Genomic DNA, 17,804 nt, shown 5'->3' with positions numbered 1-17,804 from the left:
GCCTTCGCATACTAATTTGTTAAGCGCCATGACGAAATAGTCTTCAGCGAGCAAGGAGCCGTGGCATGAACTACCAGCCCACCCCCGAGGACAGGTTCACCTTCGGCCTGTGGACCGTCGGCTGGCAGGGACGGGACCCCTTCGGCGACGCCACCCGGCGTGCCCTTGATCCGGTGGAGACGGTTCAGCGCCTCGCCGGGCTCGGGGCCTACGGAGTCACGTTCCACGACGACGACCTGATCCCCTTCGGATCCTCGGACAGCGAGCGCGAGTCGCACATCAAGCGCTTCCGGCAGGCCCTCGACGCGGCCGGGATGACCGTGCCGATGGCCACCACCAACCTGTTCACGCACCCCGTGTTCAAGGACGGGGCCTTCACCGCGAACGACCGGGACGTCCGTCGTTACGCGCTGCGCAAGACCATCCGCAACATCGACCTGGCGGCGGAGCTGGGCGCGAAGACCTATGTCGCCTGGGGCGGCCGGGAAGGCGCCGAGTCCGGCGCGGCCAAGGACGTGCGCGCCGCCCTCGACCGCATGAAGGAGGCCTTCGACCTCCTCGGTGAGTACGTGACCTCCCAGGGCTACGACCTGCGTTTCGCCATCGAGCCCAAGCCGAACGAGCCGCGCGGCGACATCCTGCTGCCGACCGTCGGCCACGCCCTCGCGTTCATCGAGCGCCTGGAGCGCCCGGAGCTCTACGGCGTCAACCCCGAGGTGGGCCACGAGCAGATGGCCGGCCTCAACTTCCCGCACGGCATCGCCCAGGCCCTGTGGGCGGACAAGCTCTTCCACATCGACCTCAACGGCCAGTCGGGGATCAAGTACGACCAGGACCTGCGTTTCGGCGCGGGCGACCTGCGGTCCGCCTTCTGGCTGGTGGACCTCCTGGAGAGCGCCGGCTACAGCGGCCCGCGTCACTTCGACTTCAAGCCGCCGCGGACGGAGGACCTCGACGGCGTCTGGGCCTCGGCCGCGGGCTGCATGCGCAACTACCTCATCCTGAAGGAGCGTTCCGCGGCCTTCCGCGCGGACCCGGAGGTCCAGGAGGCCCTGCGCGCCTCGCGTCTGGACGAGCTCGCGCAGCCGACCGCGGCGGACGGCCTCGAGGGCCTGCTCGCGGACCGCGGTGCCTTCGAGGAGTTCGACGTGGAGGCGGCCGCCGCGCGCGGCATGGCCTTCGAGCGTCTCGACCAGCTGGCCATGGACCACCTGCTGGGCGCGCGCGGCTGATCGCTGCCGAATCCCGCCTGTGGGCGACCTCCGCGCGCAATGCTCCGGAATCATGCGATCCACGACATGACTCCGTATCAACCGCAGTGCGGGGGTCGCGCCATGGGCCCGTCCGGGGCGACTCTGGCGGTATGGCCATCCCGCCCATGCCACCCCGACCACCAGGAGACACGCCGCCCGCGGACCACGGCGGATTCGGCCCGCCGTCCGGAGAGGGCCATGGCCCCGTCTCCGGCGGCTACGGTCCGCCCACCCGCGACCAGGGCGCGCCCTACGGGAGCCCCGCTGCCGGTGGCTACGGCCCACCGCCGGGCGGCGGACACCGGTCGCCGGGTTCCGGGGGCGGCCTGCCCCCGGCACCGCCACAGGGACCGCCCGGTGCCCCCGGTCCGCGCCGCGGTGTGCTCTTCCTCGCCGTCGCCGTGATCGTGGCGCTGGGCATCGTCGCCGTGGTCCTGTTGGTGAACCGCGGAGGCGGGTCCCCGGAGCGCAAGCCGCCCGCCGGGAGCAGCCCGAGCGGTTCGTCCGCCCCCTCCCTCGGCATCCCGTCCGGACTGCCCACCGAGCTGCCCTCCGAGTTGCCCACAGAACTGCCTTCGGGGCTCCCTACGAGCCTGCCGACGAAGTTGCCGTCCGGCTTCCCCAGCGAGCTGCCCAGCAGCTTCCCGAGCGACCTCGAATCGCTCTTCGCCACCCCTGCTTCCTGATCCGCGGCGGGACCCGCCGGTCGTTCCTCGCCGGCGGGCGCCACGCGCGTGTCAGGGTTCGCGGCTCAGGGTTCTCTCAGGGTCGCGGTCCGGAACCGGCCGGAGCACGTGCCCGTTCTCAGAACAGAGAGCGGTGCCGCCGAGGCCCGCGAGCGGCTTCGGCCGCGAAGGAGGCGACACATGTCGAGAAACACGAAGATCGCCACGGGGGCGGTGCTGGCCGGGCTCGTCCTGTGGATCTGGCTGCCCTGGTGGGCGGTCCTTCTGATCGTGGTGGGGGTCCCCACGGCGGCGTACCTCACCCTGGACCCCTCCCAGCGGCGCAGGCTGCGCCGCGTCGCACGCAAGGAGATCGGCCGCTGAGGGGTCAGCGGCCGGCCGGGGCGTCCGTCAGGGCGCAGGAGCCGACCACGTCGCCGTTCGCGGGCCTGCCGACGGTACGGTCCGCGGGCGGCCGCACGCCCCGGTCCACCCAGGCGGTGAGCGCGTCGAAGGCGGCCCGGTAGCAGGGCAGGACGGGCCGCAGCCGGTCGGGATAGGTGTCGTAGAGGCCGTCGACATGGGTGCCGCCCTCGACGGTGTAGTAGCGGTGCAGTGCGCCGCGTCCGCTACGGGCCACCATGCGGGCGTAGACGTCCGAGTCCGTGGCCTTGGGCAGCAGGGCGTCCAGATCGCCGTGCAGTGTGATCAGCGGTTTCCCGATCCGTCCCGTGAGGGCGACGCGGGCCACCGCCCGGTGCACGGACGCCGGCCGGGCCGCGTAGTCGTACGCCGCGTCCGAGCGGCAGGGGGCGAGTATCTCCTCAACCGTCGACCCCGCGGACGCGCCGGGGCAGGAGGTGTCGTACGACGGGTCGAACTCGGCGCGATAGATCTTCTGCGTCAGACCCCAGTAGGCCTTCTCGTGGTACGCCCACAGGAATTCCGATCCCCGGGCGAACCCGGCAGCGTAGAGGTCCTCGTCCCGTGCCGAGCCGAGCGCCCGGGCCACGGTCACCGGCAGCGACGTCAGGAGGTTGGGGCCCTCCGTCGTCCACAGGGCGCCCTCCCAGTCCACGCCGCCGTCGTACAGCTCGGGCCGGTGCTCCAGCTGCCGGCGTGTCAGATAGCCGCCGTTGGAGATCCCGGTCATATACGTCCGCCGGGGTGCTCGTCCGTAGTGTGCGGCGACGACCCGCTTGGCGGCGAGCGTGAGCTGGGTCGTACGCCGGTTCCACTCGTCGACCGCGTCACCGGGGTGGTTTCCGTCCCGGTAGAAGTCCGCCCCGCTGTTGCCCTTGTCCGTGGCCGCGTACGCGTACCCCTGGGCGAGGACCCGGTCGGAGATCGCCGTGTCGGTCGCGTACTGGCGGCGCGTTCCGGGCGCTCCGGTGACGACGAGACCGCCGTTCCAGTGGTCGGGCAGCCGGATCACGAACTGCGCGTCGTGATTCCAGCCATGCGTCGTGTTGGTGTGGGAGCCGTCCGGGAAGTAGCCGTCGATCTGCAGCCCCGGCACGCCGGACGGGTTGCGGGTGTCCTTGGCCGTCAGCCCTGCCTGATCCGCCATGTCAGTGTACGGGGTCCCCGCGAGAGCGGACGTCGTCATGTCATCGAGGCAGGCGCTCTGCTGGAACGCGGCGCCCGGCACCCGCACCTTCTCCTGCCGTCCGCAGGGGTCACCGCCGACGGCCGAGGCAGGTCCGCTGAGGGTCGAGGCCAGCAGGGCGGCGGCGAACAGGACAACGCTTCGTGACAGGCGCATGGCGGGGCCTCCGGGACGCGACGGGAGCACGGAGCTGCCCATGCTGCGGCCGCGGGAGCCCGCCGACCATGGGTGCGGGCCACAGGGACGTGGCCGGCTCTATGGGGGTGCACAACGCGCCCCTGCCGGCCGGCCACTGATCCATCCCGATGCGCCGGGCGTCTCAGAGCGGGCGTACCGCCATCTTGTCGAGCGCCTCCAGCAGGCTCGGCAGCTCCGGGCCCCGGCCCACGGGGACCACCTCGCCGGGTTCCTCGTCCAGGAGGACGAACGCGATGTCGTCGGTCCGGGCGATCATGGACCAGCCGGGCCCGTCGGCGCGGAGGATGCGCGCGTCTCCCGAAGCGAACGAGGACCGCACACGTCCCAGCGGCGGAGGGGCGTCCACATATGCGCGTGCCTCGGCGAGGACGCGGCGGACGCCGGTGCTGAGCCTGCTCTCGCCCACGACCTCGGCCGGCCCGACTCCCTTCTCGGCCTTCGTCCCGTCGTCTGCGGGTGCGAATGCGTTGTCGTCGAGCTGCTCGCGCCAGACGGCCCACCGCAGTGCGATGTCGTCGGCACCCAGGCGCCGTTGTGCGGGCCCCCAGACCTCGGTGTCCGGCGGCGCGAGCGGCCTGCGGTCGGCGAGTTCGGGACCGGGGTCGTGGGGTGCGGGCACGTTGGGCGCCGCGACGGCCACGGCCAGCGGCCAGCCCGGCAGAGCGGCCACGACCGACCGCTCGTCGGGCGACAGGTCGTACTCCATGCCGCAGTCCCAGGACGCGATCGCGACGGCCACGAGCGAGACGTCGTCGACCACCACCGTCCAGCGCGCCCCATCGCCGTCCTGGCCGAGCACGAGCCCGTATCCGTCTGCGACGGGTGGCAGGTCGAGAGCCGCGCAGGCCTCAGGAAAGTCGTCGCCCAGCACGCTCGGGAACTGCGCGGGCGTCAACAGAATCGCCGTCAGCACATACAGCGCGTCGTCCTCGGCGGCGACGGCGTCCTCGTCCGTCCCGGCCATGCCATCCTCCCCAAGCTTTGGTCCGTCGGCGCACCTTAATGCGCCCGCGAGCCACTTGTCACGAGTGCGAATTCCATGAAGAGCCGCACGTGTCAGGCCGGACCGGGCGAATCGACCGGAGGAAAGTCCGCGCTAGGCGGCGGGCAGACCGAGAAGCGTGCGCGCGACCGCCCGCGGTGACTCGTCGCGCTCCCGCGCAAGGGCGATGACCGCGCGGCAGGCAAGCTCGCTCACGCCGAACGACAGTGCCTCAGGAGAGACCCATGTCGAGACCTCGTCCATCCGGTCCTGGTCGTCCTCGGCACACGCCGCGACATACTCGGAGGCCGCCTCGAAGAGATTGTGCGTGCGCTTCTCGCCGCCTGCGGGCTCCTCCAGGCGCAGGGACTTGACGAGTCTGCCGACCGATGTGCGGATCCTGTCGAACATGCCGGGCCGCCTTCCCCCTCGCGGTTGCCTTCTTCGACGTGCATCTGCTGCTCTCAACCTAAGGTTGAAGCCTCGATGGCAGAAGGGGGACAGGACGGTGAAGCGATTCGATCGACTCGAACGGATCAGGCGTCTGGATCCTGAGAAGGACGCCCTGGAGATCTACCGGCTCAGTACCGCCTACGAGTTCCCCTGGGACTACACCCGTGCCCTGGAGCTGGCCCTCTACCGCACCTACGCCGTCCCCCGTATCGGTCGTCTGCTCGCCGAGACCGGTGAGCTCACCGAACGGGCCCAGAAGCGCTACGACGACACCGCGCTGCTGCTCGGCACCATCGTGGAGCACGGCTTCGACGGCGAACAGGGACGCACCGCGATCCGGCGCATCAACCAGATGCACTACAGCTACGACATCGCCGACGACGACATGCGGTACGTGCTGTGCACCTTCGTGGTGACGCCGAAGCGATGGATCGACGCCTACGGATGGCGCAGGCTTTCCCGGCACGAGACGGTCGCATCCGTCGTGTACTACCGCACCCTCGGGCGGCACATGGGCATCACGGACATCCCGAAGACCTACGAGGAGTTCGAGACCTTCCTCGACGCCTACGAGGAGGCCCACTTCGGGACGGACGCGGGAGCCCGGCGCGTTTCCGACGCGACCCTGGACCTGATGGCCTCCTGGTACCCGCGCGCGCTGGCTCCACTGGTTCGCCTGGCGACGCTCGCCCTGCTCGACGACTCGCTCCTCGAAGCCTTCCGGTACGAGCCGCCGAGCGCCGCCACGCGCGCGTCGGTGCGCCGCGCGGTCCGTGTCCGCGGCCGTCTCGTACGCCTCATACCTCCGCGGCCCGCTCCCCACTTCGCACGGCAGAACCCGGAGATCAAGGGCTATCCGAACGGCTTCCGCGTCTCCGCTCTGGGGACCCGTCCCGTCCCTGGTGTCCAGGGATGTCCGGTCCGGCGGACGGGCGGTGCGACAGGCCCGCCGCCCGAGTGAGCCGGACGTCGGCAGTTGGGGGGGGGTGCGAATCGGCCCGGGCGGAGGCCTGGGCGATGGCGCAGTCCGCGCCGAAAGGGCGGCCCGCCGATCGAACGGCGAACTGCGCTACGGCCGGGGCCTGGAGGCCGAGGACGCGGGCGCGGTGTGCGTGCCGGGTTCGACGCCAAGTCCGGCGACCCGGAGACGTGCTCGTGGCGGAGGTGGCTCCCCGGCTGCGGCTCAGCCCTCGCGGATGGCGACGGCGAGGAAACGTGAGTCCTCGTCGACGTACGACGTCATCCGCCAGCCCGAACCGGCCAGCAGAGGGCCGAGGTTCGCCTCGGCGCGCAGATCGTCGGGGGTGATCTGCCGGCCTTGCCGGGCCGCGAGCGCCGCCCGCCCGATCGGATGGAACAGCGCGAGCAGGCCGCCGGGCCGCACCACCCGGGCCAACTCCCGCAGATTCTCGGTGGGACGCGGCAGGTGGGCGATCAGACCGGCCGCGAACACCGCGTCCAGGGATCCCGTCCGGACGGGGAGCGCGGCCACGTCGGCGAGCAGCAGCAGGCCGTCGCGGTCGCGTCCGGCACGTACGGCGGCCTCCAGCATGGCCGGGGTGAGATCGGCGCCGAGGACGACCCCTGAGGCCCCTACGGCGGCACGCAGCGGCGTCAGGGCCCGGCCCGTGCCGCAGCCGGCGTCGAGCACGCGATCACCCGTGCGCAGTCCGAGACCGTCGACCGCCGCGGCGTACGCCGGACCGTCGTCGGGGAATCGCGCATCCCAGTCGGCCGCACGTGCCCCGAAGAACTCCTGGACGTGTGTGTGGTCGTCGCTCATGTTCCGCATGATTCCTCACCTCCACGAACGGTGCCGCAGTGCACATGTTCGAGCGTGATGCGATCGTTCCAGGACCTGACTGTGTCAGATTGCAACACCTTTCGAAATGCGCCCCCTCTGTGCGCTCGCGCTCCGACTAGCGTCCCGTGGCCATGGGACACATGGACCACGCCGCATTCGGCTGGCTGACACCCTTGCTGTCGTACGTGATGGCGTGCATAGGCGCGGCCCTCGGGCTGCGCTGTACGGTCCGCGCGCTGAGCGCCACCGGCAGGTCGCGTCGCAACTGGCTGCTCACCGCGGCCTCGGCGATCGGCACGGGCATCTGGACCATGCACTTCGTGGCCATGCTCGGTTTCGCCACCACCGGTACCGAGATCCGCTACGACGTGCCGCTGACCATCCTCAGCCTGCTCGTAGCCATGATCGTCGTAGGTGCCGGCGTCTTCGCCGTCGGCTACAGCCGCGACCGCGCCCGGGCCCTCGTCCTGGGCGGCCTCACCACCGGCCTCGGCGTCGCCAGCATGCACTACCTCGGCATGGCGGCGCTGCGGCTGCACGGGACGGTGCACTACGACCCGCTGATGGTGGGGCTTTCCGTGCTGATCGCCGTCGTCGCGGCGACGGCGGCCCTGTGGGCCGGACTGAACATCAAGTCGCCCGTCGCGGTCACCGTCGCCTCTCTCGTCATGGGCGCGGCGGTCAGCAGCATGCACTACACCGGAATGTTCGCAGTGAGCGTTCATGTCACTCCGTCCGGCGCGTCCCTTCCCGGGGCCACGGCGATGCAGTTCATCTTCCCCCTCGCCGTCGGCCTCGGGTCCTATCTCTTCCTCACCTCGGCGTTCGTCGCCCTGTCGCCGACAGCCGGGGAGCGCGAGGCTTCCGCGTCGGCCCAGCGACCCGTCGAGAGCGCAGCCCACTGACCGCGGGCCCGGACGACACGTTCCCGACACTCTCCGAGCGAGGAGTTCATGCGAACATCCCGTAGGGCCCGTACGGCCGGTGCCGGACCGAACCCCGCGCCTCCGGTGCGCGGCCGAAGGGCACACGCCGGCCCGCCGGCCGACGAGCGCCCCGAAACCGACGAGCCGAGGGGCACGGACTCCGATCCGCCCGTGCGTGCGGGACGCCGGCACATCCGCCCCCGTACCGTCCGGGCGAAGATCGTCTGCCTGCTGATGGTGCCCGTGATCTCCCTGCTCGCCCTGTGGGCCTACGCCACCGTCACCACGGCCCAGGACATCGCCGGACTGCGCCGGCTCCAACGTGTGGACTCCATGGTCCGCGCCCCGCTCGCCGACGCCGTGGCCGCGATCCAGGCCGAACGGGTGGCCGCAGTGCGTTATGCGACCGACCCTGCCGCCGAGCGTCCGGACGACCTGAAGGCCCTGGCCGGCCGCACCGACCGTGCCGTGGCCAAGTTGCGGCTCGGCGACCGCAACACGGTCGCCGACGGTGCCGATCTGCCCTCCGGTCTCCCCGGCAGGCTCGAGACCTTCGTCACGGGCGCCGAAGCACTGCGCTCCCTGCGGGGCGACCTTCTCGCCCATCGCGTCGGCTGGGACGAGACGTACGGGCAGTACACCAGGACCATCGCCACGGCGTTCGCTGTGGGCGGCGCGCTCACCGACGTCCAGGACGCCGACCTCGGCTCCGACGCGCGCGTGCTGCTGGAGTTCTCCCGCGCGGGCGAGTCGCTCGCCCAGGAGGACGCCGTCCTCACGACCGCCCGCCTCGCGGGCACTCTCGACGGCGAACGTCTGAGGTTGTTCACCGGCGCCGTGGACACCCGGCGGACGCTGACCGAATCCGCCGTGGCCGACCTGCGCGGTTCGGAACAGGCCGCCTGGCAGCGGATCGCCAGGAGCGACGCATACGCCGACCTCGGCGCAGTCGAGGACAAGGTGCTGTCCGGGAAGTCCGGTGCCCAGGCCGTCGGTGCGGCGCCCGCGGCCACCTGGACCCCGGCGCACACGCGCGTGCAGGGCGGAATGCGGGACATCGAGACGGACGCGGGCCGAGGAGTGGCGGACCGGGCGGACCCGTTCACGCGCGGTGTGCTCACCCCCGCCGGTGCCGCGGTCCTGGTGGGCCTCGTCGCCGTCGCAGCCTCGCTCGTCATCTCCGTCAGGATCGGACGCGGACTCGTCGTCGAACTGGTCAGCCTGCGCAACGGCGCCCTGGAGATCGCGCGGCGCAAACTGCCCGAGGCCATGCGCAAGTTGCGTGCCGGGGAGGGGATCGACGTCGACGCGGAGGCACCGCCGGGACCGTCCGCCGAGGACGAGACGGGGCAGGTCGCCGAAGCGCTGGGCACCGTGCACCGCGCGGCCCTGCGCGCCGCGGCCGAACGCGCGGAGCTCGCCAGCGGAATCTCCGGCGTGTTCGTCAACCTGGCCCGGCGCAGCCAGGTCCTGGTGCATCGTCAGCTCAGCCTGCTCGACAGCATGGAGCGCCGCTCCGAGGACCCGAGCGAGCTGAGCGACCTCTTCCGGCTCGACCACCTCACCACGCGCATGCGGCGCCATGCCGAGAGCCTGATCATCCTCTCCGGAGCCGCGCCCGGCCGTGCCTGGCGCATGCCCGTCCCGCTGACCAACGTCGTACGGGCCGCCGTCTCCGAAGTCGAGGACTACGCGCGCGTGGAGGTGCGACGCCTCCCCGAAGCCTCGGTGACCGGCTCCGCGGTGGCGGACCTCACGCATCTGCTTGCCGAGATCATCGAGAACGCCGCCCAGTTCTCGCCTCCCCACACGCGCGTGCGCGTCAGCGGGGAGCCCGTCGGCAACGGCTATGCCATCGAGGTCGAGGACCGGGGGCTCGGGATGGGCAGGGAGACCCTGACCGAGGCCAACCGGCGTATCGAGCAGTCCGAGGCGCTCGATCTGTTCGACAGCGACCGGCTCGGCCTCTTCGTGGTCAGCCGGCTCGCCGCCCGGCACGGGATCAAGGTACATCTGCAGACCTCGCCCTACGGCGGCACCACCGCCGTCGTCCTGCTGCCGACCGCGCTGCTGCACCACGGGGCGGAGGGGCGTCCGGCCCGGCCGGCCGAAGCCGAGCGGCGCGAGGACCACGAGCACGCGCCCGTGGCCGCCGTTGTGCGCAAGGAGCCGGTGGAACAGGCCCAGGAGCGGCCCGCGTTGGCGGCCTCTGCCCCGGCCGGCATGCGGGCGTCCGCCGGAGCCCCACCGGACAAGGCGCCACCCGGGGTCACCACGTTGAGGCTGCACCGCAGCGGGGACGACTCGGAGGGCTCCGAGGACCTGCCGCGGCGGGTACGGCAGGCAAGCCTCGCCCCCCAGCTGCGCAAGCAGAGCGCGCAGGAACCGACCACGGGCCCCCGCGGCCCGGTGCGCGACGACGAGCGCACACCCGAACTGGTACGGGACCGCATGGCGGCCTATCGCGAAGGCTGGGTGCGTGGCGGGGGCCGCGCAGCCGGGCGGGCGGCAGGACACGTCGGCGACAGCAGCGAAGGAGACCCTGCATGATCCAGGACCCCGGTATGAGGACCGCCCAGCGGTCGGGCGAACTCGACTGGTTGCTGGACGACTTGGTGGTGCGCGTCAAGGAAGTGCGACACGCCGTGGTGCTTTCGAACGACGGACTGGCGGTGGGCGCCTCCTCCGATCTGAGCCGTGAGGACGCCGAGCACCTCGCCGCCGTCGCCTCCGGCTTCCACAGCCTCGCCAAGGGAGCGGGCCGGCACTTCGGAGTCGGCGGAGTCCGCCAGACGATGGTCGAGATGGACGACGGCTTCCTCTTCGTGGCGGCCGCGGGCGACGGATCCTGTCTGGCCGTTCTCACCGCCGTCACGGCAGACATCGGTCTGGTGGCGTACGAGATGGCACGGTTGGTGAAGCGTGTCGGCGAGCACCTCTACACCCCGCCCAGGGCGTCCGCCGGGCCGCCGGCCGCCGGATGACGGCCGAGGGCGGTCGCAGATGACCGACGACCGGACAGGCGCTCCGGACGTGCCGGGCAGCCAGTGGTACGACAACGAGGCGGGACCGCTCGTCCGTCCCTATGCGATGACGGGCGGGCGTACCGCACCGGGACCCAGCGGGGTGCGCTTCGACCTCATCGCCCTCGTCTCCCTCGACATCGGGGCGCTGGACGGGGTCGACGACGCCTCACTGGGTCCGGAGCACCGTTCCCTCATCGATCTGTGCCGCATCGAGACTCAGTCCGTCGCCGAACTGGCCGCGGACGCCGACCTGCCGGTGGGCGTCGTGCGTGTGCTGCTCGGGGATCTGCTGGAGCTCGGCTGTGTCACGGTCTCGCGCCCCGTACCGCCGGCCCAGCTGCCCGACGAACGGATTCTGCGCGAGGTCATCGAGGGGTTGAGGGCCCTTTAGACGGTGCACCGGAACCACCCGCACCGCGATGTGCGCCGATTCAGTAACCGAATGGGCGGCAAGTGGTCAGATCGGTCAAATACCGGTCCAAGGCCGCGCGGTCGGTCCGCAGTTGTCATGATGCTGACTCCGCACGGATGTACTGATATCGACCGTTGCCGGCACTCCCGAGAGAAGTGATCGATGGTCTCCGAGCACTCCGACGCCTCCGAGGACGAGATGACCGCCCTGGCGTTGAAGATACTGGTCGCCGGCGGATTCGGCGTGGGCAAGACGACCTTGGTGGGGGCGGTCAGCGAGATCAGGCCCCTGCGCACGGAGGAGCTGCTGAGCGAGGCCGGCCAGTCCGTCGACGACACCGGCGGGGTGGACCAGAAGGTCACGACGACGGTCGCCATGGACTTCGGGCGGATCACCATCCGGTCCGGGCTCTCGCTGTACCTCTTCGGCACGCCGGGCCAGGACCGCTTCTGGTTCCTGTGGGACGAACTGTCCCAGGGCGCCCTCGGCGCCGTCGTCCTCGCGGACACCCGGCGACTCGAGGACTGCTTCCCCGCGGTCGACTACTTCGAGCACCGGCACATCCCGTTCGTGGTGGCGGTCAACTGCTTCGCGGGTGCCCGCACGTACGGCGCCCACGACGTGTCGCGTGCCCTCGATCTCGACCGGGGCACTCCGGTGGTGCTGTGCGACGCCCGGGACCGGGACTCCGGGAAGGAGGTGCTGATCCGGTTGGTGGAGTACGCCGGGCGGATGCACACCGCCCGGCTGCTGGATTCCGTCGGCTGACGCGCTACTCGGAGACGGCGGAGTAGGCCAGCGCCTTCTCGATGCGGACCCGCACGAGGAGTTCGCCCGGGACGCCGTTGCGGGCGCCGAACTCCTCGGCCCGTTCCTCCCCCATGTACCGGGCGCCGATCCGGGCCGCCCAGTACCGCAGTTCGTCCAGGTCCTCCGACAGCCGTGCGCGTCCCTGGAGCACGACGAACGCGTACGGCGGCCGGTCGTCGTCCACGCACAGAGCGACGCGGCCGTCCCTGGCCAGATTCCGTCCTTTCACCGTCTCCTTCCCGGTGTTGAAGACCAGGTCCTCGCCATCGAGCAGGAACCAGATCGGTGCCACGTGCGGACTTCCGTCCGCCCGGACGGTGGAGAGTTTCCCGGTGCGGGTGCCGTCCGAGACGAAGGCCCGCCATTCCTCGTCGGTCATCTTCTGTGCCATGCCTCCATCCTGCTTGCCGCGAAGGCGGCTGTGGTGAAGGCTGGCTGATCGGATCCTCCGGCGAGGGGGAGCGTCTTCACGGGGAGAGAGGAAAATGGGGCAGAACACGGAGCTCGGCTGGCTCCTGGACGATCTGACCGAGCGCGTGGAGCACATACGGCATGCGCTGCTGCTGTCCAACGACGGATTGGTGACCGGAACGAGCACGGGGCTGCGGCGCGAGGACGCCGAGCACCTGGCCGCGGTCTCGTCCGGTCTGCACAGCCTGGCCAAGGGCTCGGGCCGCCACTTCGGTGCGGGCCAGGTACGGCAGACCATGATCGAATTCGATGACGCGATCCTGTTCGTCACCGCCGCGGGACCGGGCAGCTGCCTGTGTGCCCTCAGCGCGGCCGAGGCCGATATCGGCCAGATCGCCTACGAGATGACGCTGCTCGTGAACCGGGTCGGGGACCACCTCGCCGTGGAGTCACGGGACCGGGACCGCGCGCCGTCCGTCGATCTGTGAGCCGTCCACGGATCCCTGACGGGGTGGTTGGCACGCGTGCCCGTGGTCTCCCGCGGGCGCGCGCCCGCGGCTGACCCGCTGCCCAGAACAAGAGTACTTCGCGGGCCGTCGACACGGCATCGGACGTGCACCGCGGACGGCCCCTCGGGCCTGCGAGGAAGGGTGAAGCGCCGAGTTATCCACAGGCAGAAAACGGAATTCGGTGATCCGGCTACGGTTTTTCCGAGGCGGACGCACTGGGCGCTCGCCACGGACTCCACGGGGGAGAGCCGCCATGTCCGGAAACACGATCACGTCCACCGCCGCCGAGGCCACCCGCACTGCTCCGGGTGCCGCTTCCCGGCGCACATCGCTGGCCCTGAGCGGCGCCGTGCGCGAACTGGACCTCAGGCGCGGTGAGTTCGAGCTCGCTGTACAGCTGGGCTATGTGCGGACCGTTCCCGGTGAGACAGGAGGCCGTCGCGTCACGCGGGCGGAGCTGGACCGGGTACGAGGCGAGGAGGACTTCCCGGATTCGCTCCGGAAGCGGGTCGAGGTGATGGGCACACGTGACGGAGCCGCCTTGATGGGTGTGTCACCCGCCAGGTTCACGCGCTTCGCCCGGCTCGGCCTGATCGTGCCGGTCAAATGGTACCTGAATCGCTACCAGGCCGTGGTCTGGCTGTATCTGGCCGAGGAGTTGCGGCAGTTCGCCACCGGCGAGGCCAACGCGCCACTGCTCGCAGGCCGTACACCGCAGGGATTGCGCGACCAACTGGACGGGGGCCTGGATCTGCGGCCCCGCAACTGGCGGGGCCGCCACCTCGGATTCCGGTTGCGCGAGACGGACGACCTCTGGGCGAAGGCCGCAGTGGTGGCCTCCCACCTCGATCCGGCGCAGGTCGAGGAGACCGTCCACGATCCGTACGAGCGTGCCGAGTTGTACCGGCTCCGGCCCACGCAGGCCGTACCGGGATCGCCCGACTCGCCCGCGGCACGGATCGCCGCGCGGATCACGACGGCGAACGATGACGACGAGATCGGCTGGCTCCGGGCCGACCTGGCGCAGGCGGTCGTCGAGGCCCGTCGGTACCGCCCCGCGCCGGGGGCGCCGTCCGCGCAGCCGGCCGGTCCTCCCGGAGGAGTGAGCGCCCGCCAGGAACCGCCGATGCGGGCGGACCCCACCTCCTCACGGGGCATGTTCGGCTGGCTGCGCCGCGGGAGCTCCTGACCGGGCGGGCCCCGTCGGGGCCCTGCACGCCCGGCGTCATCGCTCGAGTCGGCGGAACAGCCCTTCCTGGACGACCGAGACGAGCAGCCGTCCCTCGATGTCGTAGATGCGGCCGCGGGCAAGGCCGCGGCCACCCACCGCGATCGGGGACTCCTGGTCGTACAGGAACCACTCGTCCGCGCGGAACGGCCGGTGGAACCACATGGCGTGGTCCAGCGACGCCATGTCGAAGCCCCGTGGCCCCCACAGCGGTTCGACGGGAATCCGGACGGCGTCGAGGAGGGTCATGTCGCTCGCGTAGGTGAGCGCGCAGGTGTGCACGAGCGGGTCGTCCCCGAGAGGGCTCACCGCACGCATCCAGACGGCGCTGCGCGGTTCCGCGTCCTTGATCTCCTCGGTGGTCCAGCGCAGCCGGTCCACATAGCGGATGTCGAAGGGCTGACGCCGCGCCATCCGCTCCAGCGTCTCGGGCAGGGTGCCGAGGTGCTTCTCGACCTCCTGGGCCACCGTCGGCAGCGATTCCGGGCCCGGCACCACCCGCGCCGGCGGCAGCTGGTGCTCGAAGCCCCCCTCTTCAGGCATGTGGAAGGAAGCGGTCAGATTGAAGATCGTGCGGCCCCGCTGCACGGCGGTGACCCTACGGGTGGTGAACGACCTGCCGTCCCGCACCCGTTCGACCTGGTACACGATGGGAACGCCCGGGATGCCCGGACGCAGGAAGTACGCGTGCAGCGAGTGCACCGGCCGTTCGCCGTCGGTGGTGCGGCCGGCGGCGACCAGGGCCTGGCCGGCCACCTGGCCGCCGAAGACCCGCTGCAGGGACTCCTGCGGGCTGCGGCCACGGAAGATGTTGAGCTCGATCTGCTCCAGGTCGAGCAGGTCGACGAGCCTCTCGGCCGGGTTCGTCATGAATCGATTTCTCCTGTGCTCACAGCTGCCCGACGTCGGTGACCCGGACGACGGCACGGCCCTCCGCATCGGATGCAGCGAGGTCGATCTCGGCGCTGATACCCCAGTCGTGGTCGCCGTTCGGATCGGCGAAGGCCTGTCGGACGCGCCACAGCCCGTGCTCCGGCTCCTGCTCGATCATCAGCAGCTTGGGACCGCGGGCGTCGGGGCCGGTGCCGAGTTCGTCGTACTCGTCCCAGTACTTGTCCATCGCCGCGCCCCACGCCTCGGCGTCCCAGCCGGATTCGCCGTCCATCTCGCCGAGTTCCTCGACCTGGTCCAGAGCGGCGAGCTCCACCCGGCGGAACATGGCATTGCGGACCAGGACGCGGAAGGCCCTAGCGTTCGTGGTGACGGGCTTGACCTCGTCGGCCTTCTCCTGGGCCTGCTCGGCCGTCAGCTCCTCGGGGTTGGCCAGCTGCTCCCACTCGTCGAGCAGGCTGGAGTCCACCTGGCGCACCATCTCACCGAGCCAGGCGATCAGGTCCTCCAGATCGTCCGACTTCAGGTCGTCGGGGACGGTGTGCTCCAGGGCCTTGTAGGCGCCGGCCAGGTAGCGCAGCACGATCCCCTCGGTACGGGCGAGCTCGTAGAAGGAGACGAACTCGGTGAAGGACATCGCCCGCTCGTACATGTCGCGGATGACCGACTTCGGCGACAGCGGATGGTCGCCGACCCACGGGTGGCTCTTGCGGTAGGTGTTGTAGGCGTGGAAGAGCAGTTCCTCGAGCGGCTTGGGGTAGGTCACGTCCTGGAGCCGCTCCATGCGCTCCTCGTACTCGACACCGTCCGCCTTCATCGCCGCCACGGCCTCACCGCGCGCCTTGTTCTGCTGGGCGACCAGGATCTGGCGCGGGTCGTCGAGGGTGGACTCGACGACCGAGACCATGTCGAGCGCGTAGGAAGGGGACTCGGGGTCGAGAAGCTCGAAGGAGGCCAGCGCGAAGGTGGACAGCGGCTGGTTGAGCGCGAAGTCCTGCTGGAGATCGACCGTGAGGCGCACGATACGACCGGTGGCGTCCGGCTGATCGAGCTTCTCGACGATGCCGCCGTCCAGCAGCGAGCGGTAGATCGCGATCGCCCGCCGGATGTGACGCAGCTGCTGCTTGCGCGGCTCGTGGTTGTCCTCCAGCAGATGGCGCATGGCCTCGAAGGCGTTGCCCGGCCGGGCGATCACCGACAGAAGCATCGTGTGGGTGACCCGGAAGCGGGAGGTGAGCGGCTCGGGCTCGGAGGCGATCAGCTTCTCGAAGGTGTTCTCCGTCCAGCCGACGAAGCCCTCCGGTGCCTTCTTGCGCACCACCTTGCGGCGCTTCTTCGGATCGTCGCCGGCCTTGGCGAGCGCCTTCTCGTTCTCGATGACGTGCTCCGGCGCCTGCGCCACCACCAGGCCCGCCGTGTCGAAGCCCGCACGCCCGGCGCGTCCCGCGATCTGGTGGAACTCACGGGCGCGCAGGGTGCGGACCCTGCTTCCGTCGTACTTGGTCAGCGCCGTGAACAGCACCGTGCGGATGGGGACGTTGACGCCGACGCCCAGGGTGTCCGTGCCGCAGATGACCTTCAACAGACCGGCCTGGGCCAGCTTCTCCACCAGGCGGCGGTACTTGGGCAGCATGCCGGCGTGATGGACGCCGATGCCGTGCCGTACATAACGGGAGAGGTTGCGGCCGAACTTGGTGGTGAAACGGAAGTTGCCGATCAGCGCGGCGATCTCGTCCTTCTCCTCGCGCGAGCACATGTTGATGCTCATCAGCGCCTGGGCCCGTTCCACGGCCTGCGCCTGCGTGAAGTGGACGATGTAGACCGGGGCCTGCCGGCTGTCCAGGAGGTCGGTGAGCGTCTCGGTGAGGGGGGTCAGCCGGTACTCGTAGGAAAGCGGCACGGGACGGGTAGCGGAGCGCACCACCGCGGTCGGCCGCCCGGTGCGGCGGGTCAGGTCCTTCTCGAACATCGAGACGTCGCCGAGGGTCGCCGACATCAGGATGAACTGCGCCTGCGGCAGCTCCAGGATCGGGATCTGCCATGCCCAGCCGCGGTCACCCTCGGCGTAGAAGTGGAACTCGTCCATGACCACCTGGCCGACATCGGCCTGCCTGCCGTCGCGCAACGCGATGGACGCGAGGACCTCGGCTGTGCAGCAGATCACAGGGGCGTCCGCGTTGACGGAGGCGTCACCGGTGAGCATGCCGACGTTCTCCGTGCCGAAGAGCTTGCACAGCTCGAAGAACTTCTCCGAGACCAGCGCCTTGATAGGCGCCGTGTAGAAGGTGACCTCGTCCCGGGCGAGAGCGGCGAAGTGCGCACCGGCGGCGATCATGCTCTTGCCGGAGCCGGTCGGCGTGGAAACGATCACGTTCGCTCCCGAGACCGCCTCGATCAGTGCCTCCTCCTGGTGGGGATAGAGGGTGAGACCGCGCTCCCCGGCCCACGCCTCGAAGGCTTCGTAGAGAGCGTCGGGGTCTGCGGTCCGCGGGAGCTGATCGATGAGGGTCACGCCCCCATCTTGCCTGCCCGGGCAGCGGATGGGGGAATCGGATGCCGGTTGGAAGATCACGAACGCTACGCTGTGGCGCCTACGAGGCGTCAGCGCACACCGGCAACTGGGCAGC

Annotated in this window: 18 protein-coding genes; 11 read left to right on the top strand and 7 right to left on the bottom strand. The window is 70.7% G+C overall.

Annotation, left to right across the window (positions count from 1 at the left end; translation table 11 throughout):
- The first annotated feature begins 65 nt into the window (after positions 1–65).
- The 3 genes from xylA to RCR19_RS05010 all read left to right on the top strand — a co-directional run bounded on the left by xylA (position 66) and on the right by RCR19_RS05010 (position 2,302).
- Positions 66–1,232: a xylose isomerase gene (gene xylA / locus RCR19_RS05020; RefSeq protein ID WP_331263973.1), complete on the top strand. Its 1,167-nt coding sequence runs from the start codon at positions 66–68 to the stop codon at positions 1,230–1,232.
- A gap of 131 nt (positions 1,233–1,363) precedes the next feature.
- The gene (locus RCR19_RS05015; RefSeq protein WP_331263972.1) at positions 1,364–1,939 is read left to right on the top strand and encodes a hypothetical protein; all 576 of its coding nucleotides are present in this window, start codon (positions 1,364–1,366) and stop codon (positions 1,937–1,939) included.
- Between the two features lie 180 nt (positions 1,940–2,119).
- Positions 2,120–2,302 (top strand): hypothetical protein, encoded by a 183-nt coding sequence (locus RCR19_RS05010; protein ID WP_059127544.1) that lies wholly within the window; start codon positions 2,120–2,122, stop codon positions 2,300–2,302.
- Between the two features lie 4 nt (positions 2,303–2,306).
- Here RCR19_RS05010 and RCR19_RS05005 read toward each other — a convergent pair whose 3' ends face one another.
- From RCR19_RS05005 to RCR19_RS04995, 3 genes are all read right to left on the bottom strand, one after another.
- Positions 2,307–3,683, bottom strand: a complete 1,377-nt coding sequence (locus RCR19_RS05005) for a tannase/feruloyl esterase family alpha/beta hydrolase (protein ID WP_331263971.1) — start codon at positions 3,681–3,683, stop codon at positions 2,307–2,309.
- 163 nt (positions 3,684–3,846) lie between these two features.
- Complete coding sequence (locus RCR19_RS05000) at positions 3,847–4,689, bottom strand: hypothetical protein (RefSeq protein ID WP_331263970.1); 843 nt, start codon at positions 4,687–4,689, stop codon at positions 3,847–3,849.
- A 132-nt stretch (positions 4,690–4,821) separates the two neighbouring features.
- Entirely contained in the window at positions 4,822–5,118 is a 297-nt protein-coding gene (locus RCR19_RS04995; protein WP_331263969.1) for a hypothetical protein, read from the bottom strand.
- A gap of 97 nt (positions 5,119–5,215) precedes the next feature.
- Here RCR19_RS04995 and RCR19_RS04990 point away from each other — a divergent pair, with 97 nt between their 5' ends.
- Positions 5,216–6,121 (top strand): oxygenase MpaB family protein, encoded by a 906-nt coding sequence (locus RCR19_RS04990; RefSeq protein WP_331263968.1) that lies wholly within the window; start codon positions 5,216–5,218, stop codon positions 6,119–6,121.
- A 222-nt stretch (positions 6,122–6,343) separates the two neighbouring features.
- Here RCR19_RS04990 and RCR19_RS04985 read toward each other — a convergent pair whose 3' ends face one another.
- Positions 6,344–6,943: a class I SAM-dependent methyltransferase gene (locus tag RCR19_RS04985; protein ID WP_331263967.1), complete on the bottom strand. Its 600-nt coding sequence runs from the start codon at positions 6,941–6,943 to the stop codon at positions 6,344–6,346.
- Between the two features lie 152 nt (positions 6,944–7,095).
- Here RCR19_RS04985 and RCR19_RS04980 point away from each other — a divergent pair, with 152 nt between their 5' ends.
- The 5 genes from RCR19_RS04980 to RCR19_RS04960 all read left to right on the top strand — a co-directional run bounded on the left by RCR19_RS04980 (position 7,096) and on the right by RCR19_RS04960 (position 12,096).
- Complete coding sequence (locus RCR19_RS04980) at positions 7,096–7,869, top strand: MHYT domain-containing protein (protein WP_331263966.1); 774 nt, start codon at positions 7,096–7,098, stop codon at positions 7,867–7,869.
- A 48-nt stretch (positions 7,870–7,917) separates the two neighbouring features.
- Positions 7,918–10,440: a nitrate- and nitrite sensing domain-containing protein gene (locus tag RCR19_RS04975; protein WP_331263965.1), complete on the top strand. Its 2,523-nt coding sequence runs from the start codon at positions 7,918–7,920 to the stop codon at positions 10,438–10,440.
- Positions 10,437–10,874, top strand: coding sequence for a roadblock/LC7 domain-containing protein (locus tag RCR19_RS04970; RefSeq protein ID WP_331263964.1), 438 nt, complete (start codon positions 10,437–10,439; stop codon positions 10,872–10,874). Before RCR19_RS04975 ends, RCR19_RS04970 begins: the two co-directional genes overlap by 4 nt.
- A 19-nt stretch (positions 10,875–10,893) precedes the next feature.
- Positions 10,894–11,307: a DUF742 domain-containing protein gene (locus RCR19_RS04965; RefSeq protein ID WP_331263963.1), complete on the top strand. Its 414-nt coding sequence runs from the start codon at positions 10,894–10,896 to the stop codon at positions 11,305–11,307.
- A 183-nt stretch (positions 11,308–11,490) separates the two neighbouring features.
- Positions 11,491–12,096 (top strand): ATP/GTP-binding protein, encoded by a 606-nt coding sequence (locus RCR19_RS04960; protein ID WP_331263962.1) that lies wholly within the window; start codon positions 11,491–11,493, stop codon positions 12,094–12,096.
- A 4-nt stretch (positions 12,097–12,100) separates the two neighbouring features.
- On the opposite strand, the gene RCR19_RS04955 is transcribed toward RCR19_RS04960, so the two are convergent.
- Complete coding sequence (locus RCR19_RS04955; protein ID WP_331263961.1) at positions 12,101–12,529, bottom strand: PPOX class F420-dependent oxidoreductase; 429 nt, start codon at positions 12,527–12,529, stop codon at positions 12,101–12,103.
- Positions 12,530–12,623: 94 nt separating this feature from the next.
- On the opposite strand from RCR19_RS04955, the gene RCR19_RS04950 reads away from it, so the two are divergent.
- Complete coding sequence (locus tag RCR19_RS04950) at positions 12,624–13,037, top strand: roadblock/LC7 domain-containing protein (protein WP_331263960.1); 414 nt, start codon at positions 12,624–12,626, stop codon at positions 13,035–13,037.
- A 274-nt stretch (positions 13,038–13,311) separates the two neighbouring features.
- Positions 13,312–14,247 carry a DUF6397 family protein gene (locus tag RCR19_RS04945; RefSeq protein ID WP_331263959.1) on the top strand — a complete coding sequence of 312 codons (936 nt, stop codon included), beginning with the start codon at positions 13,312–13,314 and terminating at the stop codon, positions 14,245–14,247.
- Positions 14,248–14,283: 36 nt separating this feature from the next.
- Here RCR19_RS04945 and RCR19_RS04940 read toward each other — a convergent pair whose 3' ends face one another.
- Both RCR19_RS04940 and RCR19_RS04935 read right to left on the bottom strand, forming a co-directional pair.
- Positions 14,284–15,156 carry an acyl-CoA thioesterase II gene (locus tag RCR19_RS04940; RefSeq protein ID WP_331263958.1) on the bottom strand — a complete coding sequence of 291 codons (873 nt, stop codon included), beginning with the start codon at positions 15,154–15,156 and terminating at the stop codon, positions 14,284–14,286.
- A 19-nt stretch (positions 15,157–15,175) separates the two neighbouring features.
- The gene (locus RCR19_RS04935; protein ID WP_331263957.1) at positions 15,176–17,689 is read right to left on the bottom strand and encodes a DUF3516 domain-containing protein; all 2,514 of its coding nucleotides are present in this window, start codon (positions 17,687–17,689) and stop codon (positions 15,176–15,178) included.
- Positions 17,690–17,804 lie beyond the last annotated feature (115 nt).

Source organism: Streptomyces sp. WAC07094, assembly GCF_036320405.1.
GTDB classification, from domain to species: Bacteria; Actinomycetota; Actinomycetes; order Streptomycetales; family Streptomycetaceae; genus Streptomyces; species Streptomyces lannensis.
This window is presented reverse-complemented; position numbering and strand designations above follow the sequence as displayed.

Coding starts and splice junctions, on each gene's coding strand:
- RCR19_RS04945 (WP_331263959.1), top strand. CDS start 13,312: ATGTCCGGAAACACGATCACGTCCACCGCCGCCGAGGCCACCCGCACT.
- RCR19_RS04960 (WP_331263962.1), top strand. CDS start 11,491: ATGGTCTCCGAGCACTCCGACGCCTCCGAGGACGAGATGACCGCCCTG.
- RCR19_RS04950 (WP_331263960.1), top strand. CDS start 12,624: ATGGGGCAGAACACGGAGCTCGGCTGGCTCCTGGACGATCTGACCGAG.
- RCR19_RS04955 (WP_331263961.1), bottom strand. CDS start 12,529: ATGGCACAGAAGATGACCGACGAGGAATGGCGGGCCTTCGTCTCGGAC.
- RCR19_RS05015 (WP_331263972.1), top strand. CDS start 1,364: ATGGCCATCCCGCCCATGCCACCCCGACCACCAGGAGACACGCCGCCC.
- RCR19_RS04940 (WP_331263958.1), bottom strand. CDS start 15,156: ATGACGAACCCGGCCGAGAGGCTCGTCGACCTGCTCGACCTGGAGCAG.
- RCR19_RS05005 (WP_331263971.1), bottom strand. CDS start 3,683: ATGCGCCTGTCACGAAGCGTTGTCCTGTTCGCCGCCGCCCTGCTGGCC.
- RCR19_RS04980 (WP_331263966.1), top strand. CDS start 7,096: ATGGGACACATGGACCACGCCGCATTCGGCTGGCTGACACCCTTGCTG.
- RCR19_RS04965 (WP_331263963.1), top strand. CDS start 10,894: ATGACCGACGACCGGACAGGCGCTCCGGACGTGCCGGGCAGCCAGTGG.
- xylA (WP_331263973.1), top strand. CDS start 66: ATGAACTACCAGCCCACCCCCGAGGACAGGTTCACCTTCGGCCTGTGG.
- RCR19_RS05000 (WP_331263970.1), bottom strand. CDS start 4,689: ATGGCCGGGACGGACGAGGACGCCGTCGCCGCCGAGGACGACGCGCTG.
- RCR19_RS04970 (WP_331263964.1), top strand. CDS start 10,437: ATGATCCAGGACCCCGGTATGAGGACCGCCCAGCGGTCGGGCGAACTC.
- RCR19_RS05010 (WP_059127544.1), top strand. CDS start 2,120: ATGTCGAGAAACACGAAGATCGCCACGGGGGCGGTGCTGGCCGGGCTC.
- RCR19_RS04975 (WP_331263965.1), top strand. CDS start 7,918: ATGCGAACATCCCGTAGGGCCCGTACGGCCGGTGCCGGACCGAACCCC.
- RCR19_RS04985 (WP_331263967.1), bottom strand. CDS start 6,943: ATGAGCGACGACCACACACACGTCCAGGAGTTCTTCGGGGCACGTGCG.
- RCR19_RS04995 (WP_331263969.1), bottom strand. CDS start 5,118: ATGTTCGACAGGATCCGCACATCGGTCGGCAGACTCGTCAAGTCCCTG.